The organism is Alteromonas sp. DYW1 (assembly GCF_059752595.1).
Map to the genome: position 1 here is coordinate 2,583,762 of NZ_CM186038.1, position 24,865 is coordinate 2,608,626.

Below are 24,865 nucleotides of genomic sequence, written 5' to 3' on the forward strand. Positions count from 1 at the left end.
TAGTGATTTGTTATAACCGTTTAGGCGGTTTTTTATTAGTAAGGTAGTGAACCTCACGTTGATAATAACCACATCCCTAGGGCGCGGTCAACAGCGTTTACGACGAGAGGAAAAAAAGTTCATTATTTTTTTTGCTTATTTTTACTAGCCGTAAACAAAAAGTTACATCCGGTCAGAGTTATCGACCCGCTTGATACAAATGGAATTCCAAATAGCGCCGTACTTCAGGCGGTAATTGCGGCAGTAACGCTTTCGGTAATAAAAAAGTCGCCATATCAAAAAAGTCGGTAAACACTCGGTTAGCCTGTGTCGTGCGGTGCAGGTAATGATGGCCCGCCGAGCCGCCTGTGCCAATCTTGCCACCCAGCATACGGTGCACCATCATGGCATGACGGTGACGCCAAATGGTCAATTTCTCATCAACTTCAGTTAATAGTGTTATAAATTGAAAGGGCAGATTAAAAATGGGTTCTTCAGCATATTGTTTGATAAAGAGTGCTGACAGCATGGCCTTTTGACTCAGACGAAATTGACCGTTAGTTAGCAACTCTGCATATTTAGCTTCATCGAGCAAGGCATCGAATTTCGCTTGAGTCTCGTCTAAACCAGCCAATTCGCGCGCCTTATCTTCACTAGACAAGCCGTCATTGGTTTCAACTATCTCACGATCTTCAGCAAGATAGCTCGATGTAACATCTTTATATAATTGCCAAAAAGAAAACCCATCAATCTCCAATAGTGGCATGCGTGCCAGCCATCGATCCACCAGCTCAAACAAACTGGGCTGTGCCTCAAGCTCGGTGAGATAAGCTCTATCCTCATCGGTTAAACGTAGATAAAAGGATTGTTTATCAAAATCAATGCGATACTCACGTTTCAGTCCGAGCGATATTTCCAGCTGTTTAAATTGAATACTCTGGAAACCTGACGCTGGCACCAAATAGTCACGGAAGGCCAAAAACTCTTGTGGGGTCATGGTTTCCATTACGCTAATCTGGTCGTTCATTAACTGTTGTATGGCGGTGATTCGACGCAATCGATGCACCACAATCGTTAAGTCTCGATCATCGACCGTATCTGCGGAAAACACTTTAATAATACTGTTGAGCTCATGCAAAATTTGCTTGAACCACAACTCGTACACCTGATGCACGATGATAAATAAGGTTTCTTCATGCGCTGGCGTGGCATATTTTGCGCTTTGTAAGTGCTGAGCGGATAGAATTTTATCCAGTTGCAAATAATCGCCGTAGTAAACTGGAGGCACTTTATTTTTCATAATTGTTATTCTTGTTTTATTTGCGCATAGAATACCAGAACATTGCTTTATTTGGCTATCCGTGCAGCTTTGACATCTCTGCTTGCAGCCATTGCAGGCCCTCATTTTCGTAATCAAACGTACGCCGTTTAAAGTCCCCCTGTTCCTCAATAACCATTTGATCGATGAAATAGCTTTTTATTGGTGATGGCGGATAGATTTGTGCCGCTCTTTTGAGATTATTTGAGATACACCAATCCACCAATTCTGCAATGACAGGGAAGACCTCTGCAGCGCATAAATCCCAATCTTCAAGCAAAACCAAATGCCCCCAAGCGCCTTGCTTTACGCATGGCGCTGCTACTTGCTTAAATTCAGCGGCAAACGCTTCGGCGGCCTGCAAATTCCAAGTGCCGAGTAACTTCGCATATACGATATTGTTGGCACACCACAAATCACTTAGGCCATGAGGTTGAAAAATCGATGGTCTTTCAGTTGCATCAATCATAGAAACTCACACATCACGTTTTTTATCTACTGCTACATAGCCTATTTTAGTGGGTGTTCGGACATATGCCATTTTTATCCATAAAAAACGCAAACCGGTGGTTATTGACCCGTGCGCCTTTGGTGAAATAAATTAGTCGACAAACCTGCACGGCAATGCCTATAGTTATTGCAGCATAAAACGCGGAGGTAACTATGAAACTAGATGATGACATTCATAACTATTATGAGCATCTGGTGATTGAACGGATAGCAAAATTAAATTTAGATAAAACCAAAGATAGCGATTTTCTTGCTGACTTGTGTTGCTTGGCATTAAATCAGGTACCGCCTCGCTATATTCGCTACGAAGTTGATATGGCATTTTACTTGCCGCAAAACGAACGCCAACAAATGGAAATGAATGTGGTTAATGCCGTTGACAAAGCGCTTGCGTTTTTAAATCAACACCGAGATAGATAAACAGATTTAGGGTGGCAGGTACCTAGCCACACTCCGGCACATGAGTCATTCGCTACGGCTGCTCCCTTCCGGGCCTGACCGGGTTTACGAATTATCATTGCGGAGGAACCAGGCACCCACCATTGAAGAAAAGTGCGCTGCCTTCACAGCGGCGCGCATTATCCCTAGTAACGGTTGCGATTGCAACCGCTCTGCAAAAAAATCCACGCCTCTAATCAAGCATTGAAACGTTCTTCTGCGATTGCATTAGCAATCTGATTCGTTGCGGCTTGCTCAGCATCTGCACGCGCAAAAATATCAGCCAGGTTATCACCAATGCGTTCAATATGGGCTTTCATCGCCGTTGCATTTGAGTCAAAACGCTGATGATAGATATCGATAACCCCCCCTGCGTTGATCACATAGTCAGGTGCATACAAGATCCCCTTCTTACGTAATTCCTCACCCATAGATTCGGTGCTCAGCTGATTATTTGCAGCCCCTGCAATGACCTGCGCCTGAATAGCTTCAAGACTTTGTGGATTAATGGTTGCCCCCATTGCACAGGGTGCCAATACGTCGGCTTTAACGCTATTAATTTCATGAGCGGCCACAATCGTTGCACCGAACTCGGTGCGCGCGCGCTCGGCGTTTTCTGGATAAATATCCGCGACCACTAATTTTGCGCCCGCTTGGTGTAAATGCTGCGCCAGACGATACCCAACATGCCCCAGGCCTTGAATAGCCACTGTCAAACCATTGACGTCAGCGTTGAACTTGTGCTTGACCGCTGCCAACAAGCCAACATAAACGCCGTAGGCTGTTGACGGTGCAGGATTACCGTCTGAGGGCTCACCGGTATACCTAAACTTAGCGTTAATGCCAGCAATGTAATTCGAATGCTTTGCCATGTTTTGTAAGTCTTCGACGCTGATACCCGAATCCTCAGCAGTAAAATAACTGCCACCGAGCGAATCAACAAACCGTCCCATAGACTCCATCATTTCAGCAGTTTTGATTGTGCGCGGATCGCCCATAATAACCGACTTACCACCGCCCAGTTTAAGCTCAGCCATCGCGGCCTTATAGGTCATCCCGCGGGAGAGTCTGAGAACATCTGTAAGCGCCTCTTCGCTGTCCGCATAAGGCCACATGCGACAGCCACCGAGGGCTGGCCCCAAATTGGTATTGTGCACTGCAATTATGGCTTTTAATCCGGTCTTACTGTCGTGCCAAAAGGCCACACGCTCGTGGTTATCAAATTCACTATGATCAAAAACACTCACTGTCGGGTACTCGTCATTTTTATACTGAATTTGGTCATAGTAATAGAATGCGAGGAGGACACGTGTTGCCTTTTTGTTCATGCTAAACAAATTGCTTGAATAACAGTTGCAAGCTGCTCGTAAATGGTAGGATACTTGTCCTATAATTATTAAATAAAGAAAACAGCCCTTCGGCAGGAAAAAGGAAATAAATGAAGCTAGATAAGTTTGACCGAGAAATACTGCGTGTCATGCAACGTGATGCAACAGTCTCAATGGCTGATTTAAGTCAACGTGTAGGCTTGTCGCATACGCCCTGTTGGCGCAGGGTGAAACGCTTAGAAGCGGAAGGCATTATTAAGGGCAAAGTCACGCTGTTGGACGGTAAAAAGCTAAGTCTTGGAGTCTCTGTATTTATCTTCGTTACACTTAAAAACCATGACGGTGAGTCACTCAATGATTTTGAAAAAGCGGTCCAGAACATTGAAGAAATTGTCGAATGCCACACAACAAGTGGCGATCGCGATTACCTACTCAAAGTTATCGTTGAAAGCATTGAAGAGTATGAACACTTGCTCAAATCAAAACTGACCCATTTACCACTCGTCGATCATCTCAGTTCAACTTTTGCGTTAAAGCAAGTAAAAAACACCACAGAGCTACCCATAAAAAACCAGTAGCGGGATAAAACCGCTACTGAGCATCAGGCTGATTTTCGGGGCGAGCTCGCTCAAAAGCAGCCAACTCTTGACAATTATTATAGATTGACCAAATCAAAGGATACTTTTGCATATCTACATTGAAACGCTGTGCATTATAAACTTGCGGCACCAACACGATGTCAGCCAGGGATATATCAAAGCCGAAACAATATTTTCCAGCCCGCGTTTGTAGACGTTTTTCAATGCTGGTAAATCCCTTATCAATCCAATGCCGAGCCCACTTTGATTTGGCGTCTTCAGCATCACTTAATTCAGCGACAGCATTAAGAACACGTAGGTTAGCCAACGGCTGAATGTCACAGGCTATGTCTTGCGCGATCGAACGGATACGGGCGCGATCTAGCGCGTGCTCAGGTAAAAATTTCAACGGTTGTGGATAGCGCTCATCCAAATATTCAATGATGCTTAATGACTGATTAAGGGTGAAGTCTTCATCGTCATCAACAAAAGTCGGCACCAGCGCTGATGGGTTTAATTGCAGATAGTCGTCTGAGTGCTGTTGGCCGCCCTCTTTGACTAAATGGATAGGCGTGTATTGATACTCCAACTCTTTCAGATTGAGCGCGATGCGCAAGCGATAAGTGGCTGAAGACCGCCAGTAACCATAAACATGTATACTCATAACTACCTCTTAAGCATGACTCGTTAAAGCCAAACCCTTCACTTTAAATTATTTTTTACTAATCCCATAATCGCGTAGCTTATTGGCAATCGCGGTATGGCTTAACCCTAGTTTTTTGGCTAATTGCCGAGTACTTGGATAAAACGGATACAGTTTCGCCAAAACCTGTTTTTCAAAGCGTTTCACCTCTTGATCTAAACTCCCTTCAAAGTCTTCATCAACAAAGCTGATATGCGAGGTTGGCGCCGGCAATTGTAAGTCTTCGACTTTGATTTCTAATTGCTCTGTTAGCGCCACTGCGCGCTGCAGGATCTGATCTAACTGTCGCACATTTCCCTGCCATGGATAATTAATCAGGTAATCACCTGCCGATTTCGCTAACCTTAAGCGTTTGCGCCCCAGCGCCATACAGTGATGTTGGATAAAATGCTCCGCCAGCGGCAAAATATCTGCTTTGCGCTCGCGCAGTGAAGGCATCGCGATGCCGAAGGGAGTGAGCCGCACTAATAGTTCAGGCAATAATGAACCTTGCTCTGCTGCCCGCTCTAGATCCTGGCTGCTACAAACAATAATGCGTACACCTAGTTGGATATTTTCATGGCTATCAAGCGGCGTAAATTCTTGCTTTTCGATCAGTCTTAACAAGCGTTGCTGGATTGCCACGTCAAGGTGTATAACCTCATCAACAACTAATGTTCCTTGCTGCGCAGTATGATTATCAGAAACACTCAACTTAAGCAATGACATGAGGCAACCGTCCGCTGCAAACACTTCGTGCAGCAATGCTTCAGTCGACTTACCCGCAGTTTCTACAACTGCTAGTTGCACTTTGTCCAACGAGCATGCGTAATGAATGGCACTGGCCAGTAATTTTTTCCCGCTTCCATTTTCACCAAGGATCAATAATGGTTGCTCAATCGCGGCCAACCGTTGCGCCTCAGACAGGGCGCGTTGCATCGCTACTGACTGGGCAACAAAGCGGTCAAAATTTTCTGCATTCGGGCGATTAAACGCTGATAGTTGTTCACCTAAACGAACTTCTGATTTTAACAGCACTACAGCCCCAGCGAGGATCTTCTCGTCATGCGAATCACTGATGTAAATGGGTAAAATATCGGCCAAGTAATCTTGCTCGGCAAACTGTAACTTATGCGCTTGCGCTAACACTTGTTCGCTATCGAGCCATTTAGCAAAGTTGAAACCTTTGACGACTTCGCTGATTTCGGCTCCCAATAACTCAGTTTTAGGATCAGGCAATCCAAGTTCAACCGCATCATTGATTTGTGTGATGATCCCTTTGCGGTCAATTGAAAACACAGGGTCTGGTAATGTTTGTAAGATGGCGCGCAATTGGTGTTTTTCGCGCTCTACCGGCATAAAAGCAGTGGTTTTAACATCGGTAATGCCGTCGATACGACGAATTTTTGGCATCAAGTGCTGAAAGTCAGCGAATTCAATATTGGGGAAGTTAAGAAATATCTTACCGGCTCGATCAATTTCAATTCCGCGCAAATCAATCTTATGCTCTACCAGAATATCGAGCACGTCTTGGGTGATTCCCAAGCGATCTTGGCATGTAATCTCTAGGCGCATAGGGTGCTTGTAAAGTTTTTTGTACATAATAGCATGCACATACCAACTTCGTAATGTTTATTTTACACCCTTGCGCCAAAGTGCCGACCCAGATAGACCAATGACTTGCTGGTCGTTAGGCTTAACTCGCCATAGCTTCCTTGGGGGGAAATGCTGGGGCAAACAAACCTAAAGCCTTGGCTTTTGCGATCATGCCCATAATGTCTTGATCCGCCAATGCATCCAAATCATCCGCCTGCTCGAGGATGTAGTATATTGGCTGCATTATATCGATGCGATAAGGCGTGCGTAATACATCAATGGGGTCGAACTTGCGGCGCTCAGGTTTATCGCTTTCCAACGCGTAAAGCGTTTCGCCAGGAGAGGATAGAATGCCCCCACCATAAATTCGCAAACCTTGTGCCGTTTTCATTAAACCAAACTCTACTGTAAACCAGTACAAGCGCGCTAAGAATATACGATCTTCCTTGCTCGCCTCTAGACCTAATTTACCGTAAGTGTGAGTGAAATGCGCAAAAGCAGGATTGGTCAATAACGGACAATGCCCAAAGAGTTCATGAAAGATGTCAGGCTCTTGCAAATAATCGAACTCTTCGCGCGTACGGATGAAGGTCGCAACAGGAAACTGTTTATTAGCTAATAGCCGAAAGAACTCGCCGAAAGGGATCAGCGCTGGCACCTCAGCGGTTTGCCAACCGGTAGTTGCCATTAACACTTCATTTACGTCGGGAAGTTGCGGTACTTTTTGGCTATCCATGCCAAGCAAATCTAGCCCCTTGATATATTGATCACAGGCGCGCCCGTCAAGCAGCTTGACTTGTCGCGCATGCAATTCTGACCAAATCTGATTTTCTTCGTCGGTCCACGCAATAAAACCGTTGGCGTCAGACTGCTTGGATTGATATTGAGTTTGCTTTTTCATAACCACTACATCGCATTTACTAGTCGCTACAGTTTAATGCTTTGCGACATTAACATCAGTGTTTACCTCGCAACCCAGTTCACCGGAATGTAACAGTTTTTTTACACCTAATAAAAAACCACCCGGGGGTGGTCTTTTTTACTTAGCTCGATTGACGTTTATAAACGACTCAGCTCTCGATTCAATTGAAACTCTTTGGACGTTACATATGACTCTATTTTACGCAACCGTTCTTCAGCGCTCCGGTAACGTTGTTGAATATCATAAAACGCTTGTTTGGGCGGCTCGCCGGCTTGCCACACTTTAGCTTTTACTTCGATGGGCTTACTTGCGGCCGAACTGCTCACCCAACCTTTACCTTGTGTCTTGTGTGACGCTGTCGCATAGCCTTTGCTTATTCCCTCTGCACCTTTTGGTTTTTTATCCATGATAAACCAACACGCAATGTAGGCGACAAAGATAAACGGACCTGCGAGCAGAAAGAAACTAGTGACGGTCAGAATTCGAACCAACCAAGTTTCAATCCCAAAGTATTGCGCAATGCCTGCACAAACTCCGGCAATCTTGCCATTCGCTTCATCTCGATAAAGGGTTTTGTTTAAGTTCATACTTTTTCCCTCCACTGCGGCGCTTCAGTATCTAAAATAGATTCTAACGTATTGATCCGCTCGCTCATTAATTCTGCTTTATTAGCCAGTTCTTGCAGGCGCATATATTCTTCTTCACTTAAGCCCTGATTAACTTGCTTCTTGCTGCGGTAATGCAAGATCAGCCAGATCGGTGCCACGAATATTAAAAACAACAGTATCGGGGCGACAATTATGGCTATAATTCCCTCATTCATGTGAATACTCCTCAATCACTCTACGCGTAAATGCTAACCGAGACGGGTGTTTATTTCTTGGCTTTTGCTTTCGCTTGCATCTTTTTCTTCAATGCTGCAAGTTCATCATCAACTTTTCCATCTGACTCCAGGTCAGCAAACTCGTCTTGCAAGGACTTTTTGCCTAGGTCATAGGCTTCAACTTGCGATTCTAAATCGTCAATTTTACGCTCATATTGTTCAAACCGTCCCATCGCCGAATCAACTTTACCGCTGTCCAGGCTTTTCTTGACTTCCAAACGTGAACTCGCCGTCTTTTGACGCATAATAATGGTTTTTTGACGTGCTTTGGCATCGGCTAACTTATCTTGTAGCTGTGCGGTTTCATCCTGTAGTTTGCCAATTTGCTCTTCAATAATGGCAAACTCTTTCTCCAGCGAACTGGCGGCGTCCTCGCATTTGCTTTTCTCCTGCAAGGCAGCACGTGCAAGATCTTCGCGGTCTTTACTTAAGGCCAACTCAGCTTTCGCTTCCCAATCGGCGGCTTCAGCTTGCAGCTTCGCGATCTGAGCACTCACTTCTTTTTTTGACGCAATCGTCTTAGCAGAAGCCGAGCGTACTTCAACAAGTGTGTCTTCCATTTCCTGAATGATAAGACGAACCATTTTTTCAGGATCTTCCGCCTTATCTAATAAAGAATTGATATTTGAATTTACGATATCTGAGAAACGCGAGAAAATTCCCATGTTTATTACCTCTTGGTTAAAACTCATACTAAAAGTCTAGGTAAAGCTATTCAAATACGATGCCAATAAGACAATGCTGCTAACTCTATGTTTTTTATAAATTTATAGTTGCAAGATAAAAACGCTGTCATTTCACTTATAATCAATTACACTAACTGTTAGCGAAATTAACCAACCTTTTAAATAAATGAGTCGTTTTAGTAAGCAAGACAATTTACTGGGCCAGGCCAATGCGTTTTTAGAGGTGCTTGAGCAAATCTCACAAATCGCACCATTAAATAAACCGGTATTAGTTATCGGTGAACGCGGTACAGGTAAGGAGTTGGTTGCGGCACGGCTGCACTACTTATCTAAGCGTTGGGATCAAAATTATCTAAAACTGAACTGTGCAGCTTTAAGTGAAAGTCTTCTGGAGTCTGAACTGTTTGGGTATGAAGCCGGTGCTTTTACCGGGGCCACAAAACGTCGCGAAGGGCGCTTTGAGGTAGCTCACAATGGCACACTGTTTCTTGATGAACTCGCCAATACGTCTGGCATGATCCAAGAAAAATTGTTGCGTGTCATTGAGTATGGTGAGTTTGAGCGGGTTGGCGGCTCGCGCCCAGTGAAGGTTGACGTGCGTCTGATTGCAGCAACTAATGAAGATTTACCAAGCCTTGCGGAGAGTGGCGAGTTCCGAGCAGATTTATTGGATCGTTTGGCCTTTGATGTCATTACGATCCCGCCACTGCGCGAGCGACGCGAAGATATTTTAATGTTGGCGGAACATTTCGCGATCAACATGACCCGAGAATTAGAACTGGAACTCTTTAGTGGTTTTACTGAAAAGGCTAAGCGTACGCTATTAGACCATGACTGGCCGGGAAACATTCGAGAATTAAAGAATGTCGTTGAACGTGCAGTGTATCGTGCCAACAACCCACATTTACCCGTGCACGAAATTGTACTCGATCCGTTTGAGTCAATTTATCGCCCTAAAAAACGGATCAAGACGGTCGATCGGCAACCTCAAGCGGTAGACGCAGTAGACACAGCGGAAGCTCAAACACCACCAACTGCAAGCACACAAAATAATGCAGTGGCAACGTCTGCTATGCAGCCAGAACGGCAGCTAGAATACCCGGTCGACTTGAAACAAGCAGCGCAAGATTTCGAAATTGACTTGATCCAACAAGCCTTGCGAGACAGCCAATTTAATCAAAAGAAAACTGCGGAAAAGCTTTCGCTTACATACCATCAGTTACGCGGTTACCTGAAGAAATACAATCTGCTTGAATCAAGTAGTACGCAAGACGGTGATGATGAAGCTTAGGATTGTACTTATTGCCTCGGGGCTAATCTGCGGTATTGGATGCGCGCCTGTCGAGCAGGCACCTGAGCGTAATAAAGGTGTGGTCTTTTGCTCTGAAAGCGATCCCAACACCTTCAATCCTCAGCTAGATACCTCTGGCACAACCGCTGATGCTACTGCACATCAGATCTATGATCGACTGCTTGATTTTGATCAGGAAACGGGCACGATAATGCCCGCGCTGGCTGATAGTTGGCTGGTCAGCGAGGATGGCTTGGTTTACACCTTTCAGTTACGTCGCAACGTTATGTTTCATCGCACTGAATACTTTACGCCGTCACGCAGCTTTAATGCCAATGATGTGTTATTTAGCATTAATCGCTGGCGCCTACCCGAACACCCTTATCATGACGTGTCTGGCGGCAGTTATCCCTACTTTCAAAGCCTTGATTTAGCGAATATCATCGCCGACGTTAAACGTATCAACGGCTATCGAATAGAAATCCATTTACATCGCCCAGACAGTGCATTTCTGGCCAATTTAGCCACTGACTTTGCGGTTATTCTGTCAGCCGAATATGCTGAACAGTTATTGGTACAGCAACAAACTGACTTGATTGATAAACGTCCAATCGGCACAGGCCCTTATCGCTTCGTTAGCTATCGCCCCAACCAATACGTGCGCTTTGCTCGTCACGAAGAATATTGGCGCCACACGGTTAACAACGAACACCTGGTATTCGACATTACGCCAAGGAGTGCATTGCGCTTAGCAAAACTAATTACCGGCGAATGTGATATTTCCGTTTTCCCAGCGCAGAGTGAATTGGATACCATCCGTGAAAATGAACAATTAACGCTGCTTGAGCGACCGGGGCTGAATGTCGGTTTTTGGGCATTTAACACGCAAAAACCACCATTTGATAATCCCGATGTCAGACGCGCACTGGCCATGGCTATTGATAAAAGCACTCTGTTAGATACGGTTTACTTTGGTAGTGCCAGACGTGCAACCAGTATTTTACCACCGACCTCCTGGGCCTATCAGGCCAATGCGGATGATATAAATTACAACCCCGTACAAGCCGAACGGTTGCTGCGCGCGGCGGGTGTTGAACCTGGCTTCAGAATGACCCTTTGGGCAATGCCGGTACAACGAGCTTACAATCCAAACGCCATGAAAATGGCGCGCTTGATGCAAGCATATCTTGCCGAAGTGGGTGTTATTGCGACGATTGTTAGCTATGATTGGACGACCTTCCGCAATAACCTACAACAGGGTATGCACGATTCAGTGTTGATTGGTTGGTCAGCCGATAATGTTGATCCGGACAACTTTTATCGTCCACTCTTGACGTGCAGCGCGATCCCCAGCGGAACGAATCGAGCAATGTGGTGCAACAAGGCCTATGATGAATTAATTGAGCAAGCCTTATTAGTCAATGATACTGAGCGGCGGCGACAACTATACGCGCAAGCCAATCGAATGTTGTATGAAGAAATGCCATTAATGCCTATTGCGCACGCTTTTCGTTATCAAGCACAACGCCGTGGGGTTGAAAATGTCGCTATCAACACCTTTGGTGGCGTAAGACTTGGTGCGGTAGAGAAAAATAATGATTAATATTTTTCTGCGCTACTTTAACCTTTTAGTACTGACACTCATTGTCATTACCGTGTTCTCTTTCGGCTTGGCCTATCTATTTCCGGGCGATCCCTATACTAACCTAACCGGATTAACCGATACTGCAGGTATGCAAGCGTTTCATCAGCAAAGCATTTTCAGTGCGTTTGGGGGGTATGTGGAAGCCGTCATAAATGGAGAATGGGGGCAAAGTTTAAAAACGGGTCAATCCCTGTATGCGGAAATCACACTCACCCTTCCGGCGACCCTTGAATTGAGCTTTTACGCCCTGCTATTAGCGCTTTTAATAGGCTTGCCTTGTGGTTTTTGGGCTGCTCTTAATCCACATAGAACGATTGATTACGGCGTACTTGGAATAAGCGCGGTCATGTATTCTTTTCCGGTCTTTTGGTTAGCGATGCTGTTTGTACTGGTGTTCAGTCTAACCATGGGGTGGCTCCCGATGTCCGGGCGCATTAATTTATTAATGGATGTACCGCAACAGACGGGATTTATCCTTATCGATATTGCTCTTGCCCGAGATATTGACCGTGCAGCCGCTTTCAGTGATGCAATCAAACATATGATCCTGCCAACGTTATCGGTTGCAATCATAACCATGGCAACCATAATCCGCGCAGTACGCCGATCAACCATAGAGGTCATGCGAAAACCCTATATTATTGCAGCTCAGTCACGTGGTTTAAGTAACGCCCAGATCTTCTTCAAACACGGGCTGCGGAATGCCCTATTACCGATTTTGCCCATTCTTGCTATGCAAGTTACCGCGATCATTACTAATGTCATGATTGTAGAATCTATTTTTTCATGGCCAGGTATAGGTAATTGGTTGTTACAGGCTATTTATCAGCAAGACTATCCAGCAATCCGTGCTGGTATGCTTGCGGTAGCCGGCGCCGTTATCGTAGTGACCATACTCATTGAATTATTGAATCGATTGATCGATCCAAGCCGGGAGAAGTTTGAACGTGTCGCGCTTTGATCTCTACCAAGACGAGCATCATCCCTCTCCCTGGCAACAAACATGGCGTGAGTTCAAGAACAGTCATGTCGCAATGGCTGGGCTCATTATGCTTGGCGTATTTACCCTGATAGCGATCATTGGGCCGCTGCTTGCTCCCTATGACCCGCTCATGCAAAACACAGATACCACACTAATTCCTCCGTCTTGGGATGCCAGTGGAACCGTACGCTATGTATTGGGTACAGATGCGCTTGGCAGAGACTTATTTTCGCGCCTCATTTATGGTGCTCAGGTGACATTCGGAACCAGCGTCATGCTAGTTATTGTAGCGATGCTGGTTGGGGTTGCTATTGGCGTTATGGCCGGCATGAGCGATGGCGTGAGAGCCAGCATCATTAATCATTTACTCGATGGCCTTATGGTGATCCCTACTTTACTGTTAGCCATAATCATCGTTGCAATTTTGGGTACCGGACTCGTTAATAGTATGTGGGCAATTACCCTCGCTTTGATCCCTCATTTTGTACACCATACGCGAAACACTATTCGTGAGTTGATGGAAAAGGAATTTATTATTGCGACCAAGTTAGACGGCGCCAGTAAGCCCCATATATTTCTATACTCTTTATTACCTAATATGATCGAAATGCTCGTCGTACAAGGCACTATTGCACTCTCCATTGCGGTGCTTGATATCAGTGCCTTAGGTTTTCTCAACCTCGGGGCACAAGGCACAACGATTGAGTTGGGAGCGATGCTCGCAGAAAGTCTAAATGTGGTATATATCGCGCCATGGAATATCGCGCTCCCCGGCTTGACGATCTTTTTAATGGTATTTTCAATCAATGTGGTCGGCGATGGGTTGCGGGCTGCACTAAAAAGACGATTACGACACTAATGGCATTACTTGACATTAAAAACCTCACCCTGGAAATAGACACCGAGTCAGGCTGGATCAAGGCCTTAGACAAAGTGAATCTGAATGTGCGCGATGGCGAAATCCAAGCGTTGGTTGGGGAGTCAGGATCGGGCAAAAGCTTGATTGTTAGAGCCATATCTGGTGGTTTACCCCAGCAAATGCGTTTAACCGCAGATCGCCTTACGTGGCGCGGGAATAACTTGTTGGCAATGTCGAGTGCCGAACGCCGTGAGATCATGCGGCGCGATATTGCCGTGGTGTTTCAGGATCCGCTTGCGACCTTAGATCCCACGGTCCCATTAGGTGAGCAACTAGAGGAAAGCGTACCGCGCGAGTTTGTAGGTCGTGGCTGGTTTTGGCAAAAACAACAGCAGCGCAGAAAAATCGCGGCTCAACTGATCCATAAAGTGGGGCTGAGAGACCATCAAAGCATTATGCGCTCGTATCCCCATCAGATAACCAACGACATTGGGCAAAAATTCATGATCGCAATGGCGTTAGTGTCTCAGCCGGCGTTGTTGATTGCCGATGATCCAACCCGCGGAATGGAAGCGACCACCAAAACCCAAATCCTAAAATTATTTAAACGATTAAATCAAACCAAGGGCCTGAGCATTTTATTTGTTGGCCATGACTTGTTAGCCATCTCAAGTATGGCTGACTCAATGACGGTTTTATACAGTGGTCAAACGGTCGAATCCGGCCCGTTAAAACAATTGCAAAAGCGCCCTTTGCACCCTTATACCAAAGCGCTGCTCGACAGTGCGCCCAGCTTTCGGATCGATTTACCTCCCAAATCGCCATTGGTCACCTTACCCGGAACCATTCCAACACTGCAACATCTGCCCATTGGTTGCCGTTTAGGACCACGCTGTAATCGCGCACAAAAAACCTGTGTGCAAACCCCGTCGGTACGCAAAATACATGACCATGAATACAGTTGTCACTTTCCGCTGCACACCAAGTCATCATGAACACATTACTTTCTGCGAAGGCACTCACTTATAATCCAAAACAGCGCTCGTTCTTTGAACGAGACACTGGGCAGGCGTTTGTTTTAGGCCCTATCGATTTGACCATTGAACGCGCTGAAACAGTAGCAATTATCGGAGGCAACCGTTCAGGAAAGTCGGTCTTGGCGAAGCTATTGTGCGGTGCATTAGAGCCAAGCTCTGGCGAGATAGTATTTCATCAGGATGCATTTCAAGACAACAGTAATGCCCAACGCCAATGGCAGAAATGCCAAGTGCGTATGATTTTCCAACGTAGCTCAGAGTCTTTGAACCCAGCGCTAACCATTGGCGGTATTCTGCAAGAGCCGTTGAAGCTAAATACAAATTTAACAGCCAGCGAGCGGGATGAACGGATTGAACAAACCTTGATCCAGGTTGGATTATTACGCGAGCATTATTTCTTTTACCCGCATATGTTGTCAGATGGACAACAACAGCGTGTGGCTATGGCGCGGGCATTGATCCTAAACCCAAGTATTATAGTTGCCGATGAACCGTTTGCCGCTCTCGATCCCTCGGTTCGCTCACAAACGGTAAACATGATTTTACGCTTGCAACGTGACTTAGGCTTATCATTCGTCTTTATCAGCCATAATCTTGGTATTGTCAGGCATATAGCTGACCGGTTACTGGTGATGGACAATGGCAAAATCGTTGAGTCGGGCAAGACTGATACGCTGTTTCGCTGGCCGAAACACGAAGTCACTCAGAAACTGATTTCTGCTCACCAATCGTTGCTGCCACAATCGCAACGCACGAAGTAGCTAACCGACTCAAAGAGGCCCAAAACTAACGTTGAGCCTCGCTTTGACTGGGTTCAAACTCTGTTGCGTTTAACCTACCAACGACAACAAAATACCAGCCGCCACAGCAGACCCCAGAACACCCGCAACATTAGGGCCCATAGCATGCATCAGCAGGAAATTATGCGGATTAGATTCTAACCCCACTTTATTCACCACCCGTGCAGCCATAGGCACGGCACTCACACCAGCCGCCCCGATCAGTGGGTTAATTGTACCGCCGCTGAGCTTACTCATTATCTTAGCCATGATAACTCCCGCAGCAGTACCAATGGCAAATGCTACCGCGCCTAAGGCCAAGATCCCTAAGGTCTCTACAGTCAGAAATTTATCTGCCGACAACTTGGAGCCAACGGCCAGGCCGAGGAAAATGGTAACGGTATTGATCAGCTCATTGCGCGCAGTATTACTTAAGCGCTCGACCACACCACATTCGCGCATCAAGTTGCCGAAACAAAACATACCTACCAGTGGAGTCGCCGTCGGTAAAAACAAGATCGTTAGCATTAAGACTGCAAGCGGAAACAGTATTTTTTCGCGTTGGGATACGGTGCGCAATTGTTCCATTTTGATGGCCCGTTCGTCTGGCGTGGTTAATGCCTTCATGATGGGCGGTTGAATAATCGGGACTAACGCCATGTATGAATAGGCTGCAACCGCAATGGCACCAAGTAAGTCGGGGGCTAAACGTGAAGCAAGAAATATTGCTGTTGGCCCATCCGCACCACCAATAATCGCGATAGCAGCAGCATCTTTTAAGCTAAACTCAAATCCCGGAAGGGCATTTAGTGCAATCGCACCAAATAAGGTCGCGAAGATACCAAACTGAGCAGCAGCTCCGAGCAACAACATCCGGGGATTCGCGATCAGGGCACCAAAATCGGTCATTGCACCAACGCCCATAAAGATTAATAGCGGAAACACCCCAGTCTCAATACCGACGGCATAAATATAATGCAGTATTCCACCCGCATCTGAAAATCCCGCTAACGGGATATTAGTCAGTAGAGCACCGAAGCCAATGGGCAATAATAATAGCGGTTCGAATTTGCGCACGATGGCAAGATAGAGCAGCAATAAACCAACAGCCATCATCACCAGCTGGCCACTGCTAAAGTGTGGCAACGCTGTGCTTTCCCACAAGATCATTAGTTTGTCCATGAACTACACCACGATTAATGCTTGGCCAGACTGCACGCTGTCACCTTCTGATACATTGACTTGCGACACAGTTCCGCTGATGGCACTGCGCACCTCAGTTTCCATTTTCATGGCTTCCAAAATGATCACAACTTCACCCTCATCAATTGGTTCACCCGGTTTTACCAGAATCTTTATAATCGTCCCTGACAAAGGTGCATCAATTGACTGGGAGGTTGCCGCCGAAGTTACCGCTGCTCCCTGTGTATTGTCAGGCGCAGTAGCAGGCTGGATCGACTGCAGTTCGCCACTAGGCGCTACATCTACATGATACAGCGTGCCATTCACATTAACGTCATAGGAGGCAACCGCCGTTGATGCAGGGCTGGCTGACAACGCCGGTTGATTCGAGCGCTCCGAAGTCGCGTCAGGAGTCGGCTCAAAAGCGTCAGGATTACCGCGGTTCTTTAAAAACTTAAGCCCAACTTGCGGGAACAATGCAAAAGTTAACGTATCGTCCACAACGGCATCGGCAAGGGTAAACCCCTCCGACCCTGAGAGACTGATTAAATCTGCCTGTAGACTCTCCAATTCCGGGGGCAGGTGGTCGGCAGGACGATCAGTAATCGGTGCTTCTCCCGCCAGCACACGTGCTTGTAGATCAGCATTCACTGGTGCTGGAGTTGCACCGTATTCACCTTTTAACACACCTGCCGTTTCTTTACTGATCCCCTTGTAACGTTCGCCTGATAACACATTCATTACCGCTTGTGTACCGACGATTTGCGAGGTTGGTGTGACTAGCGGAATAAAGCCTAGATCTTCGCGCACACGGGGGATCTCATCGAGTACTGCAGCAAACTGATCTTCAGCGCCTTGCTCACGCAATTGATTTTCCATATTAGTCAACATTCCACCCGGTACCTGGGCAGACAAAATGCGCGCATCAATGCCTTTCAAGCTGCCTTCAAACTGTGCATACTTACTCCTTACCGCGCGAAAATGGTCTGCAATCGGCGCTAGCTGCTCTAAACTTAACCCAGTATCTCTAGGGGTATCTTGCAGCATCGCTACTATGGTTTCGGTAGCCGTATGCCCATAAGTCATGCTCATGGGTGATATCGCGGTATCAAGCATGTCGATGCCTGCATCAATCGCTTTTTGATAAGTTGCTGTGCTTAGGCCTGTAGTGGCATGACACTGCATGGCAATCGGCACATCAACCGTGCGCTTCAGTTCGGTGATCAAGGTCTCACATTCGTAAGGCTTAAGCAGGCCTGCCATGTCTTTAATACAAATACTATGCACACCTAGGTCTTCAAGCGCTTTAGCCATATCCAACCACATTTGTAAGGTGTGCACTGGACTTACGGTGTAAGAAATCGTGCCTTGTGCATGAGCACCTATAGCAACGGCAGTTTTGATCGCAGTTTGTAGGTTGCGCACATCATTCATCGCGTCGAAAATACGAAACACATCGACGCCATTGGTATGCGCACGTTCAACAAATTTTGCCACCACATCATCAGCATAATGACGGTAACCTAATAAATTTTGCCCACGCAGCAGCATTTGTTGGCGGGTATTTGGCATTGCCGCCTTAAGCGCACGAATGCGCTCCCAAGGGTCTTCGCCCAAGTAGCGAATACATGCGTCAAATGTTGCTCCACCCCAAGATTCCACAGACCAGTAGCCGGCTTTATCCAATTGCTCAGCGACTGGCAACATATCTTCCAGGCGCATACGCGTAGCTAACAGTGACTGATGTGCGTCTCTTAGCACTAGCTCGGTTAACGCTAATGGTTGGCGCATAGTATCTCCTTGGACTTAATTATTTCGACTGGCGGTATTGATGAACGGCAGCCGTTATAGCTGCGACAACTGACTGATCAGGAAGACTCGCTTGGTCTGTTTTGTTTGCTTTCGCAGGTCGTTCTACTTCGGGTAGCGGGAATCGTTCTACAAAGCGTTTGAGCAGATTCATTGCGACAATTAGCAGAGTCAAAAACGCAAACACAGAAACCATGCCAACGCCCATTAGGATAGCGGCTTCGCCCAGTTGTGATGTTAAGGTATTGACGGTTGACATAACTAATCCCGAAGATAGTCATTTGGCTAAAATTACTCATGCATAAGTATCATGGAGCCTGAAGATTTGCAATCGTCACGCCAACCAATATGCATAAAAATTTATCAAGGCGTGATAAAAACCCCTCAAAAAACACTATTTATTCAGTATTTTTACATAATTATTACAAACCGCTGACTAAAACTCATATTCTATAGCGAATCGTAATGTGTGATTCTTGCCAGAATGCGCAATTTCAGTAATAAAACCTGATTCCCATTTAATCTGTTCTTGCCCATCAATCCGATAAACCCCCATAAAGCCCGGACCAATACCAACGAAATCCTCACCGCTGTATAGCTCTAATGAGGGTTGGACGGCGGGTAAATAGCGATAACGATATTGCAATCTAAATTCGGTTTCCCATTCACTGCTGATTGTCTCGCCCCATTCTCGGATCACAAATAGATTCATGGTAATACTGGTTTTACCGATTTCTTTTTCAACAATTAAACCGGCTGTTGCTTCATAGTTATCGAGCGCCTTGCGTTTTTCAAACTCAAATACAGCCCCCCAATCTGCCCAGTACTGGCCTTGTTGAGTTAACATCCAACGGGTTTCAATTTCATACCCGGCCAGTTCAAAATTATCGGCTTCGTCGCGCTCGCCAAACAGATAAAACTCAAGCGCTACTGATTCAGATAACGCATGGCCATAGCCAAAGCGTTGTGCCAATACATTGGTGTCGTCTGTTTGGCTCGACATAAAACGCCACTCAAATTCGCGTTCATTTGCGGTGACATAAGGGTGATAAACTTTATCAACCACCATTCCATCGGCCCATACACCCGATGCCCAAATGACGGCAAAACTAACTAACCACCTAAACATGGCGCTTGCTCCTATTTTGTTTACCGCCGTTCCGCGCGCGGAAATAGTAAACGCCTAAAGGGGTAAACATGGCGAATAGATATACCAGTAAAAAATCAAATGAGGGCGATGCTTCATAGCCAATCAATGTGTTGAGTACATGCCCATACTCAGAACTGTCTGCCACCCAAGCATTTAAATTTACCATCGGCGTACCCAATGAAACCAAATCAACCTGGGCTAACAGTCCGGTAGTTTGAGCCAGTTGACCTGCGATAAATGCTGCCCAGAGTAGCAATACCAATAAAGACCAAGAGGATTGATAAAGCTCATTAATTAAAAAATGAAATATGACCGCAAAGCTGAAACAAATGCCAAGTCCAACAATAGTTCCCATCGTCACGGTTTGGAGTGAATCTATTTGCTGCAGGTACACTCCGAAGAAAATAAACAACGTTAACAATTTACTTGTAACCAATGCAGCAGCCCCAATCATCAGCCAAACCTCTGCAGCTCGAGAACTCGTCGTTGCGTGCAGCAGATTTACCGCACTCAATGCTAATGAACAATAGGCGATAACAAGGAGGCTCGCAGTAAACACTTCCAGGCCAGCACCGGCAAACATCGCAGCTATGGTTTGAATAACAAAGATGGTAATGATGGATAAACCAAATCCTGGCAAAAACCATCGTTGCCACACTGCCGCACTGATTATAGGTTGGCGCGTGAACACGGCGAGATAGGACAACAAAATAACGATTGGCAAGAAATCGCGTAAAAAGACAATCACTGTATTAGTCAGCATTAATAGCCTCCTTAACGAGGATATATCCACGCGCTGAAACCGGATGGTACTCGCCAAAATATTCATAACGCCCTGGCGGTAATGGGCCAATAAAAATCGTTGAACGACTGTTGGCGAAAATGACACGCTCACGATTAAGATCAAAACTATCGAATTCTTCTGCGGTTGAATCTCGATTGGTGATCACTAAGCGGACTTTAGTGTGCGCTGGTATCACTAACTCACTGGGTGAAAACGTATGTTCAACGAGCTCCAACTCGAAAACATTGTCCTGCGCGGCAGCTGCGATCCCAGACACTGTCAGCAAACACACCGTGGCGCACATAAATAAGTTGCGAACGAGTTTACCTCTCATATTACCTACCCGTCGGTATACTTATGTGAGTTTGCAATCCACCGAGTGTGGAGCGGGCAACGGAAACCTTGCCATGATGCAAATTTACGATGTGAGCGACAATCGATAATCCTAAGCCTGACCCTTTTTCCCGGATCGCGGCTGACTCACTGCGATAAAAACGACCAAATACTTTTTCTAATTCAGCATCATCAATGCCCTTTCCCGAATCCTCGATGATGATTTCTACTTGCTCTGCATTGCATTGGGTTGCGACTTGGATTCTTGCTCCTATGCCGGCGTATTTAATTGAATTGCGAATAATATTCTCAAACATTGTGTACAAGGCAAAATAATCGCCATGCACAATACTTTGCTGCGCATCTAACTCAATGGCCTGCTGATTTCTGTCAATCTCGGTAAAGTTGCTCGTAATTACGTCCTGCAAGACTTGTTGTATATCAACCGCTTGCATTTCATTGGTAAACTGTTCAGGCGAAAAACGGTACAAGGCAATCATCTGCTCAATCACATGTGCCATGCGTTGTATGTTTTGTTTCAACTCGGTAAATCCAGCACCTGACAGTTGTTGATTAATAAAATCCTGCTCTAAATTATGCGCAGTTAAGGTCAAAACACTGACTGGTGTACGCAACTCATGAGCTGCATTTGCCGTTAGCTCGCGTTCACGTTCAAAAGACTGTGCGAGACGCTCAAACAAATTGTTGAGGCGTTCAACGACCGGTACTAACTCATCAGGACTGTTTTGCAATGACACGGTTGTGAGGTCGTTTGCGGTTTTCCGCTTTAATTGATGAGATAGTGATATCAAGCCTGACAGACTGCGTTTGATGATATAGTAAATGAGCAATGCAATGAGCGGGATGGTTAAAATAATCGGCGTAATTGTCACGCGCAAAATAGACTCCGCAGACGCAGCCCGCAGATTAATGGGCTGCATGACTATGACTTCAAATTCCACCTTCGCAACACGAAAAACACGCCAACGTTTACCGTTATAGCTTTGATTGGAAAACCCTGTTGGGACATTGCTTATTTGTTGACGCGTGACATTACTACTGGCTTTCGTGACGACTCCTTGTTGAATAACCTGAAACGCCAATTCGGCGTCAAAATCGGTCGGAATGCGCGACCCTGATTCAACAAGGTTCACCAGCAATGCCGCAACCGTGCGCAATTCTTGATCAAACAGTTCATCCAATTGTGCCAAACTATTGCGATAACCATGCAGTGCCGCCAAAAACGTTGCCAACACAAAGGTTGAAATGGTTAACAGAGTCAGTTGACGCTTGATTGACACTACTTGTTTCTCACCACATAACCGACCCCACGCACGGTTTGAATAAAGCCTTCAGGAAGCTTTTTGCGTGCATTATGCACGTGCACCTCAATGGTATTACTACTGACTTCTTCACCCCATTCGTACAGCTTGGTTTCAAGTTGACTTTTTGACTGGATCCGCCCTGCACCTTCGATTAGCGATTTAACAATCATATACTCGCGGCGAGAGAGATTGACGGGTTGGGCGTCTACCTCGACCAAATTTGCAGCGCTATCTAACACCACATTATTGATGCTTATGCGTGATGTATTAGCAGTACCCTGACGTCGCTCAATAACCCTGATGCGCGCTAACAGTTCGGCCATATCAAAGGGTTTTGCAAGATAGTCGTCAGCGCCTAGATCCAGACCTTTCACTTTGTTATCAATACCATCCCGTGCCGTCAGCACTAAAACCGGCAGTGCTTTTTGCGCTTGTTTGGCGTGGCGCAAGACCTCTAAACCATCCATATCGGGTAACCCTAAATCCAAGATCACCATGTCTGCAGCGCCAGTCGATATAGCGGCGATGGCATAGCGCCCTGTTTCAACCCAATCGACTGCATATTGTTCGCGTTTCAATGAACGCTTAAGTCCGTCAGCGAGGGGAATATCGTCTTCAACGAGTAATATACGCATGAATAAAATTTATCTCTTTAGCGTTAACCATGCACTGCATAATTTTATATTTATTAAAGCTTAAATGAGTTTTCTTAAGGTTAGCTTAAGGTTAGATGGTTAAGTTATGAATATCACTATACCAGCGTTATACCTTATGAAGTATCTCTATCTATTCTGCTTTTGCATTGCCTTGAGCCCTATATGTTATGCCACGCCTGATTTCACTTTCACTCAGAATGGAGAAACAGTGCAACTCAGTGACTTTAAGGGTCAAGTGGTATACCTCGATTTTTGGGCCAGTTGGTGTGTCCCCTGCCGTACCTCATTTCCATGGATGATTGACATGCAAAACCAGCATAGCTCGCAAGGGCTACAGGTCATTGCAATTAACCTTGATACCGACCCTGAGGCTGTTGATGCTTTTTTAACTCGCTTCGCGACGAACTTTCCGATTGTTCGCGATCCTGACGGCAACATAGCGACTGATTTTGAATTATTAGGCATGCCTAGTAGCTACCTTATCGATAAAGCAGGCAAGGTGCGCTTTGCTCATCAAGGCTTCTTTGTCGGGATGCAAGATAAATACGAATATGAACTTGAGCTCTTATTAAACGAGGAATAAAGCAATGCACCAACGAATTAAACAGCTAGCTGTGATCAGCGTACTACTCTCGCTGGGCGGTTGTAGCTCGCTTGGCGTTAAACCCTGGGAACGAGACTTGCTCGCAAAAGAAGAAATGCAAATTGGTAGCAATAGTATCGATACAGGCCTTGATGATCACATCTATTTTAGTAAAGAAGGCACCAGTGGTGGGCGCGCATTTGCTGGAGGTGGCTGCGGATGCAACTAAGTAATACGAAAAATATTAGTTGTTCGCTCGCTGCGGCAACTTGCGCGCTTTTAGGCAGTCCGGTGCAAGCACAGGAGCAAGCATGGGAATTGGATACCGCGCTTTTATATTATGGCGAAACCGACCGAGTACAGCTGCTTGAGGGCGTATTCGCCGCGAAGAAAGACTTTGGTGAGGAGCATATATTCAGTGGTAAGTTAGTACTGGACACACTCACCGGTGCTTCTGCATCAGGCGCTGTTGCGCAACCTGACGTACAAACCTTTACCCGACCTTCAGGTGTTGGACAATACACTGTAGCTGCTGGCGAAACTCCGCTTGACGATACATTCAGAGACACTCGGGTGCAGGCCAATGCGCAGTGGACTCAACCGCTCGGCAAAGATTTGCGCGGCAGTTTTGGTGGTCAAGTGTCCAATGAATATGATTACTTTTCGCTCTCCGTCAACGCGTCATTAGCCTATGACTTCAATTTGAAGAACACCACAACATCCATTGGCTTTAATTATGCGAATGATGAAATCGACGCTGTTGGCGGTCGACCAGTACCGCTTGCCAGTATGGCAATCAATACCAATTATCAAGAGGGAAGCTCTGAACTACCGCCAGACTTTAAACCAGCATTTGATGCTACAAGGCAAGCGGGCACAGACAACAAAGACACCTTGGATGTTTTGTTCGGCTTAACTCAAGTGATCAATCGGCGCATGATCACCCAGCTTAATTACAGTTACTCACAATCTGACGGGTACCATAATGACCCCTATAAAGTCGTGAGCTTAGTTGATGCGCAGGGGATCACTCAAGATCTGCGGTATGAGTCACGCCCCGATAAGCGCACTAAACATAGCTTTTATGGGCAAGCAAAATACGCCTTCGATAACGCGACGCTAGACGCGTCCTATCGCTTTGCAACTGATGACTGGGAAATTGATTCACATACGATCGAATCACGCTTACGGTATCACTTGTCTGATGCAAGCTATATTGAGCCACATGTGCGTTATTACCAGCAATCTGCAGCCGACTTTTACCAGCCGTTTTTAACCGCAGATACATTACCGGTCGAATTCGTCAGTGCCGACTATCGCATTGGTGAAATGACAGCCATCACACTTGGTCTGAAATACGCCATGCAACTTAACAATGGCAATGAACTGGCATTTAGGGTGGAGTACTATCAACAAGACCCAGAAAACCCTGGTATAACTCCAATCGGCGCGCTGCAGGGGCTTGATTTGTTTCCCAGTGTAAAAGCCATCATTACCCAGGTAAGCTATAGCTTTTAGTCAACAGTATGC

General features: G+C 46.0%; 28 protein-coding genes and 1 other RNA gene. 11 read left to right on the top strand and 18 right to left on the bottom strand.

What is annotated here, in order from left to right:
• Positions 1-178 precede the first annotated feature (178 nt).
• Positions 179-1,279, bottom strand: a complete 1,101-nt coding sequence (locus tag AC121Z_RS11535; protein ID WP_498124171.1) for a tryptophan 2,3-dioxygenase family protein — start codon at positions 1,277-1,279, stop codon at positions 179-181.
• A gap of 55 nt (positions 1,280-1,334) precedes the next feature.
• Positions 1,335-1,766, bottom strand: a complete 432-nt coding sequence (locus tag AC121Z_RS11540) for a hypothetical protein (RefSeq protein WP_498124173.1) — start codon at positions 1,764-1,766, stop codon at positions 1,335-1,337.
• A gap of 194 nt (positions 1,767-1,960) precedes the next feature.
• Between AC121Z_RS11540 and AC121Z_RS11545 the strand changes: the two genes are divergently transcribed.
• Entirely contained in the window at positions 1,961-2,227 is a 267-nt protein-coding gene (locus tag AC121Z_RS11545; protein WP_498124174.1) for a late competence development ComFB family protein, read from the top strand.
• 17 nt (positions 2,228-2,244) lie between these two features.
• On the opposite strand, the gene ffs is transcribed toward AC121Z_RS11545, so the two are convergent.
• Both ffs and AC121Z_RS11555 read right to left on the bottom strand, forming a co-directional pair.
• Positions 2,245-2,341, bottom strand: an RNA gene (gene ffs, locus AC121Z_RS11550) — signal recognition particle sRNA small type.
• A gap of 101 nt (positions 2,342-2,442) precedes the next feature.
• A complete protein-coding gene (locus AC121Z_RS11555) occupies positions 2,443-3,492 on the bottom strand; it encodes a Glu/Leu/Phe/Val dehydrogenase dimerization domain-containing protein (RefSeq protein ID WP_498128225.1) in 1,050 nt (349 codons plus the stop codon).
• A gap of 191 nt (positions 3,493-3,683) precedes the next feature.
• Between AC121Z_RS11555 and AC121Z_RS11560 the strand changes: the two genes are divergently transcribed.
• Positions 3,684-4,151: an Lrp/AsnC family transcriptional regulator gene (locus AC121Z_RS11560; protein ID WP_498124175.1), complete on the top strand. Its 468-nt coding sequence runs from the start codon at positions 3,684-3,686 to the stop codon at positions 4,149-4,151.
• Between the two features lie 13 nt (positions 4,152-4,164).
• Here the strand turns inward: AC121Z_RS11560 and maiA are convergent, their stop codons facing one another.
• From maiA to pspA, 6 genes are all read right to left on the bottom strand, one after another.
• Positions 4,165-4,815: a maleylacetoacetate isomerase gene (gene maiA, locus AC121Z_RS11565; RefSeq protein ID WP_498124176.1), complete on the bottom strand. Its 651-nt coding sequence runs from the start codon at positions 4,813-4,815 to the stop codon at positions 4,165-4,167.
• A 48-nt stretch (positions 4,816-4,863) separates the two neighbouring features.
• The gene (locus AC121Z_RS11570) at positions 4,864-6,408 is read right to left on the bottom strand and encodes a sigma 54-interacting transcriptional regulator (protein WP_498128227.1); all 1,545 of its coding nucleotides are present in this window, start codon (positions 6,406-6,408) and stop codon (positions 4,864-4,866) included.
• A 121-nt stretch (positions 6,409-6,529) separates the two neighbouring features.
• Positions 6,530-7,330: a phenylalanine 4-monooxygenase gene (gene phhA / locus AC121Z_RS11575; protein ID WP_498124177.1), complete on the bottom strand. Its 801-nt coding sequence runs from the start codon at positions 7,328-7,330 to the stop codon at positions 6,530-6,532.
• Between the two features lie 158 nt (positions 7,331-7,488).
• Positions 7,489-7,938 carry an envelope stress response membrane protein PspC gene (gene pspC, locus AC121Z_RS11580; RefSeq protein ID WP_498124178.1) on the bottom strand — a complete coding sequence of 150 codons (450 nt, stop codon included), beginning with the start codon at positions 7,936-7,938 and terminating at the stop codon, positions 7,489-7,491.
• The gene (gene pspB, locus AC121Z_RS11585; protein ID WP_498124179.1) at positions 7,935-8,174 is read right to left on the bottom strand and encodes an envelope stress response membrane protein PspB; all 240 of its coding nucleotides are present in this window, start codon (positions 8,172-8,174) and stop codon (positions 7,935-7,937) included. Before pspB ends, pspC begins: the two co-directional genes overlap by 4 nt.
• Positions 8,175-8,224: 50 nt before the next feature.
• A complete protein-coding gene (pspA, locus tag AC121Z_RS11590; RefSeq protein ID WP_498128229.1) occupies positions 8,225-8,899 on the bottom strand; it encodes a phage shock protein PspA in 675 nt (224 codons plus the stop codon).
• A 187-nt stretch (positions 8,900-9,086) separates the two neighbouring features.
• Between pspA and pspF the strand changes: the two genes are divergently transcribed.
• From pspF to AC121Z_RS11620, 6 genes are read left to right on the top strand one after another with little or no spacing between them, the layout of a single operon-like run.
• Positions 9,087-10,211, top strand: coding sequence for a phage shock protein operon transcriptional activator (pspF, locus tag AC121Z_RS11595; protein WP_498124180.1), 1,125 nt, complete (start codon positions 9,087-9,089; stop codon positions 10,209-10,211).
• Complete coding sequence (locus AC121Z_RS11600; protein ID WP_498128231.1) at positions 10,198-11,814, top strand: ABC transporter substrate-binding protein; 1,617 nt, start codon at positions 10,198-10,200, stop codon at positions 11,812-11,814. The genes pspF and AC121Z_RS11600 overlap by 14 nt, the downstream gene beginning before the upstream one ends.
• On the top strand, positions 11,807-12,817 hold the full coding sequence (locus tag AC121Z_RS11605; protein ID WP_498124181.1) for an ABC transporter permease subunit: 1,011 nt from the start codon (positions 11,807-11,809) through the stop codon (positions 12,815-12,817). The genes AC121Z_RS11600 and AC121Z_RS11605 overlap by 8 nt, the downstream gene beginning before the upstream one ends.
• Positions 12,804-13,697: an ABC transporter permease subunit gene (locus tag AC121Z_RS11610; RefSeq protein WP_498124182.1), complete on the top strand. Its 894-nt coding sequence runs from the start codon at positions 12,804-12,806 to the stop codon at positions 13,695-13,697. The genes AC121Z_RS11605 and AC121Z_RS11610 overlap by 14 nt, the downstream gene beginning before the upstream one ends.
• Complete coding sequence (locus AC121Z_RS11615) at positions 13,697-14,692, top strand: oligopeptide/dipeptide ABC transporter ATP-binding protein (RefSeq protein ID WP_498124183.1); 996 nt, start codon at positions 13,697-13,699, stop codon at positions 14,690-14,692. The genes AC121Z_RS11610 and AC121Z_RS11615 overlap by 1 nt, the downstream gene beginning before the upstream one ends.
• A complete protein-coding gene (locus AC121Z_RS11620; protein ID WP_498124184.1) occupies positions 14,689-15,495 on the top strand; it encodes an ATP-binding cassette domain-containing protein in 807 nt (268 codons plus the stop codon). The genes AC121Z_RS11615 and AC121Z_RS11620 overlap by 4 nt, the downstream gene beginning before the upstream one ends.
• A 69-nt stretch (positions 15,496-15,564) precedes the next feature.
• On the opposite strand, the gene AC121Z_RS11625 is transcribed toward AC121Z_RS11620, so the two are convergent.
• The 8 genes from AC121Z_RS11625 to AC121Z_RS11660 form a co-directional block, all read right to left on the bottom strand.
• Positions 15,565-16,695: a sodium ion-translocating decarboxylase subunit beta gene (locus tag AC121Z_RS11625; RefSeq protein ID WP_498124185.1), complete on the bottom strand. Its 1,131-nt coding sequence runs from the start codon at positions 16,693-16,695 to the stop codon at positions 15,565-15,567.
• 3 nt (positions 16,696-16,698) lie between these two features.
• Complete coding sequence (gene oadA, locus AC121Z_RS11630) at positions 16,699-18,486, bottom strand: sodium-extruding oxaloacetate decarboxylase subunit alpha (RefSeq protein WP_498124186.1); 1,788 nt, start codon at positions 18,484-18,486, stop codon at positions 16,699-16,701.
• A gap of 19 nt (positions 18,487-18,505) precedes the next feature.
• Positions 18,506-18,763, bottom strand: a complete 258-nt coding sequence (locus tag AC121Z_RS11635) for an OadG family protein (protein WP_498124187.1) — start codon at positions 18,761-18,763, stop codon at positions 18,506-18,508.
• A gap of 177 nt (positions 18,764-18,940) precedes the next feature.
• The gene (locus AC121Z_RS11640) at positions 18,941-19,633 is read right to left on the bottom strand and encodes a hypothetical protein (protein ID WP_498124188.1); all 693 of its coding nucleotides are present in this window, start codon (positions 19,631-19,633) and stop codon (positions 18,941-18,943) included.
• Positions 19,626-20,417 (bottom strand): hypothetical protein, encoded by a 792-nt coding sequence (locus AC121Z_RS11645; protein WP_498124189.1) that lies wholly within the window; start codon positions 20,415-20,417, stop codon positions 19,626-19,628. The genes AC121Z_RS11640 and AC121Z_RS11645 overlap by 8 nt, the downstream gene beginning before the upstream one ends.
• Positions 20,407-20,772, bottom strand: coding sequence for a cupredoxin domain-containing protein (locus AC121Z_RS11650; protein ID WP_498124190.1), 366 nt, complete (start codon positions 20,770-20,772; stop codon positions 20,407-20,409). Before AC121Z_RS11650 ends, AC121Z_RS11645 begins: the two co-directional genes overlap by 11 nt.
• 1 nt (position 20,773) lies before the next feature.
• Entirely contained in the window at positions 20,774-22,072 is a 1,299-nt protein-coding gene (locus AC121Z_RS11655; RefSeq protein ID WP_498124191.1) for a sensor histidine kinase, read from the bottom strand.
• The gene (locus tag AC121Z_RS11660; protein WP_498124192.1) at positions 22,072-22,731 is read right to left on the bottom strand and encodes a response regulator; all 660 of its coding nucleotides are present in this window, start codon (positions 22,729-22,731) and stop codon (positions 22,072-22,074) included. Before AC121Z_RS11660 ends, AC121Z_RS11655 begins: the two co-directional genes overlap by 1 nt.
• Before the next feature lie 106 nt (positions 22,732-22,837).
• Between AC121Z_RS11660 and AC121Z_RS11665 the strand changes: the two genes are divergently transcribed.
• From AC121Z_RS11665 to AC121Z_RS11675, 3 genes are read left to right on the top strand one after another with little or no spacing between them, the layout of a single operon-like run.
• The gene (locus AC121Z_RS11665) at positions 22,838-23,335 is read left to right on the top strand and encodes a TlpA disulfide reductase family protein (protein WP_498124193.1); all 498 of its coding nucleotides are present in this window, start codon (positions 22,838-22,840) and stop codon (positions 23,333-23,335) included.
• A gap of 4 nt (positions 23,336-23,339) precedes the next feature.
• Positions 23,340-23,564 (top strand): DUF4266 domain-containing protein, encoded by a 225-nt coding sequence (locus AC121Z_RS11670; RefSeq protein WP_498124194.1) that lies wholly within the window; start codon positions 23,340-23,342, stop codon positions 23,562-23,564.
• On the top strand, positions 23,555-24,853 hold the full coding sequence (locus AC121Z_RS11675; RefSeq protein WP_498124195.1) for a DUF3570 domain-containing protein: 1,299 nt from the start codon (positions 23,555-23,557) through the stop codon (positions 24,851-24,853). Before AC121Z_RS11670 ends, AC121Z_RS11675 begins: the two co-directional genes overlap by 10 nt.
• The last annotated feature ends 12 nt before the right edge of the window (positions 24,854-24,865 follow it).

What these genes read in the sequence shown, in the direction of transcription:
- AC121Z_RS11535 (WP_498124171.1), bottom strand. Translation starts at nt 1,279, where the DNA reads ATGAAAAATAAAGTGCCTCCAGTTTACTACGGCGATTATTTGCAACTG.
- AC121Z_RS11540 (WP_498124173.1), bottom strand. Translation starts at nt 1,766, where the DNA reads ATGATTGATGCAACTGAAAGACCATCGATTTTTCAACCTCATGGCCTA.
- AC121Z_RS11545 (WP_498124174.1), top strand. Translation starts at nt 1,961, where the DNA reads ATGAAACTAGATGATGACATTCATAACTATTATGAGCATCTGGTGATT.
- AC121Z_RS11560 (WP_498124175.1), top strand. Translation starts at nt 3,684, where the DNA reads ATGAAGCTAGATAAGTTTGACCGAGAAATACTGCGTGTCATGCAACGT.
- maiA (WP_498124176.1), bottom strand. Translation starts at nt 4,815, where the DNA reads ATGAGTATACATGTTTATGGTTACTGGCGGTCTTCAGCCACTTATCGC.
- AC121Z_RS11570 (WP_498128227.1), bottom strand. Translation starts at nt 6,408, where the DNA reads ATGCGCCTAGAGATTACATGCCAAGATCGCTTGGGAATCACCCAAGAC.
- phhA (WP_498124177.1), bottom strand. Translation starts at nt 7,330, where the DNA reads ATGAAAAAGCAAACTCAATATCAATCCAAGCAGTCTGACGCCAACGGT.
- pspC (WP_498124178.1), bottom strand. Translation starts at nt 7,938, where the DNA reads ATGAACTTAAACAAAACCCTTTATCGAGATGAAGCGAATGGCAAGATT.
- pspB (WP_498124179.1), bottom strand. Translation starts at nt 8,174, where the DNA reads ATGAATGAGGGAATTATAGCCATAATTGTCGCCCCGATACTGTTGTTT.
- pspA (WP_498128229.1), bottom strand. Translation starts at nt 8,899, where the DNA reads ATGGGAATTTTCTCGCGTTTCTCAGATATCGTAAATTCAAATATCAAT.
- pspF (WP_498124180.1), top strand. Translation starts at nt 9,087, where the DNA reads ATGAGTCGTTTTAGTAAGCAAGACAATTTACTGGGCCAGGCCAATGCG.
- AC121Z_RS11600 (WP_498128231.1), top strand. Translation starts at nt 10,198, where the DNA reads ATGATGAAGCTTAGGATTGTACTTATTGCCTCGGGGCTAATCTGCGGT.
- AC121Z_RS11605 (WP_498124181.1), top strand. Translation starts at nt 11,807, where the DNA reads ATGATTAATATTTTTCTGCGCTACTTTAACCTTTTAGTACTGACACTC.
- AC121Z_RS11615 (WP_498124183.1), top strand. Translation starts at nt 13,697, where the DNA reads ATGGCATTACTTGACATTAAAAACCTCACCCTGGAAATAGACACCGAG.
- AC121Z_RS11620 (WP_498124184.1), top strand. Translation starts at nt 14,689, where the DNA reads ATGAACACATTACTTTCTGCGAAGGCACTCACTTATAATCCAAAACAG.
- AC121Z_RS11625 (WP_498124185.1), bottom strand. Translation starts at nt 16,695, where the DNA reads ATGGACAAACTAATGATCTTGTGGGAAAGCACAGCGTTGCCACACTTT.
- oadA (WP_498124186.1), bottom strand. Translation starts at nt 18,486, where the DNA reads ATGCGCCAACCATTAGCGTTAACCGAGCTAGTGCTAAGAGACGCACAT.
- AC121Z_RS11635 (WP_498124187.1), bottom strand. Translation starts at nt 18,763, where the DNA reads ATGTCAACCGTCAATACCTTAACATCACAACTGGGCGAAGCCGCTATC.
- AC121Z_RS11640 (WP_498124188.1), bottom strand. Translation starts at nt 19,633, where the DNA reads ATGTTTAGGTGGTTAGTTAGTTTTGCCGTCATTTGGGCATCGGGTGTA.
- AC121Z_RS11645 (WP_498124189.1), bottom strand. Translation starts at nt 20,417, where the DNA reads ATGCTGACTAATACAGTGATTGTCTTTTTACGCGATTTCTTGCCAATC.
- AC121Z_RS11650 (WP_498124190.1), bottom strand. Translation starts at nt 20,772, where the DNA reads ATGAGAGGTAAACTCGTTCGCAACTTATTTATGTGCGCCACGGTGTGT.
- AC121Z_RS11660 (WP_498124192.1), bottom strand. Translation starts at nt 22,731, where the DNA reads ATGCGTATATTACTCGTTGAAGACGATATTCCCCTCGCTGACGGACTT.
- AC121Z_RS11665 (WP_498124193.1), top strand. Translation starts at nt 22,838, where the DNA reads ATGAATATCACTATACCAGCGTTATACCTTATGAAGTATCTCTATCTA.
- AC121Z_RS11670 (WP_498124194.1), top strand. Translation starts at nt 23,340, where the DNA reads ATGCACCAACGAATTAAACAGCTAGCTGTGATCAGCGTACTACTCTCG.
- AC121Z_RS11675 (WP_498124195.1), top strand. Translation starts at nt 23,555, where the DNA reads ATGCAACTAAGTAATACGAAAAATATTAGTTGTTCGCTCGCTGCGGCA.